We start from the raw sequence: 1,099 nt of genomic DNA, 5'->3' as shown, positions 1-1,099 counted from the left end.
CCGAGATCCGGTCGCACGAGTGGGATCCGTTGCGGCACAACCCCGGCCCGCTGCTGCACCCGCTGCTGGCCCGCCCGTACGCCCCCGCCGAGGTGCGGCTGACCCAACTGGCCGGGCGGCTCGCCGCCGTACCGGACGCCCTCGCCACCGCCCGCGCGACGCTGCGGGACATGCCGCGGATCCACGCGGAGACGGCCGTCGGGCAGTTCACCGGCACGGCCGCGCTGATCCGCGACGAGCTGCCGGCGCTGCTCGCCCAGGCGCCGAGCCAGCTCGACCGGGTCGAGCCGGCGGCCACCGCCGCGATCGCCGCGCTGGACGAGTTCGTCGCCTGGCTCCGGGCCGGCCTGGCCGCCGATGCCGGTCCCGGCCGTGACCCGCGACTGGGCCGACGTCGCTGGGAGGCGCGGCTCTGGCACACCCTCGACACCGAGCTGGGCGCCGCCGAGATCCAGCGGCGCGCGTGGGCCAACCTGGACCGGGTCACCGCCGAGATCCGTGCGGCGGCCGTCGAGCTGGTCGGCGGGCCGGCCGACGACGCGTCCGTACGGCGGGCGCTGGACCTGCTCGCCGCCGAGCACCCGAACGACGCGACGATCGTCGAGCTGGCCGCTGTGACACTGGACGAGGCCACCGACTTCGTCCGCGCACACGACCTGGTCACCCTGGTCGACGACCGGTGCGTGATCCAGGAGATGCCGGAGTTCGCCAGGGGCGTCGCGGTGGCGTACTGCGACGCGCCCGGCCCGCTGGAGACCGCCGCCGTGCCGACCTTCTACTGCATCGCGCCCACCCCGTCGGACTGGTCGGCGCACCGGGTCGAGTCGTTCTACCGCGAATACAACGACCACATGATCCGCAACCTGACGGTGCACGAGGCGATGCCGGGGCACTTCCTCCAACTCGCCCACGCCCGCCGCTACGTCGGTGGCACCCGGGTCCGCGCGCTGGCCGAGTCCGGCCCGTTCATCGAGGGCTGGGCGGTCTACGCGGAGGAGGTGATGACGGGTCTCGGCTTCGGTGGTCTGCCGGTGCGGTTGCAGCAGCTCAAGATGCAGCTACGGATGACCATCAACGCGTTGCTCGACCAGTTGGTGCA

The 1,099-nt window shown here is 73.6% G+C and carries 1 protein-coding gene; it reads left to right on the top strand.

Features of this window, described 5'->3' with window-relative positions; genetic code table 11:
• Nucleotides 1-1,099, top strand: a 1,099-nt coding sequence (locus KBX53_RS33865) for a DUF885 domain-containing protein (RefSeq protein WP_210863911.1), incomplete at both ends; no start/stop codon positions are given.

This window comes from Micromonospora sp. M51, assembly GCF_018070305.1.
In the GTDB taxonomy this organism is placed as follows: domain Bacteria; phylum Actinomycetota; class Actinomycetes; order Mycobacteriales; family Micromonosporaceae; genus Micromonospora; species Micromonospora parva.
Note: the sequence above shows the minus strand (reverse complement) of the source record. Positions and strands in the feature narration are given on the sequence as shown.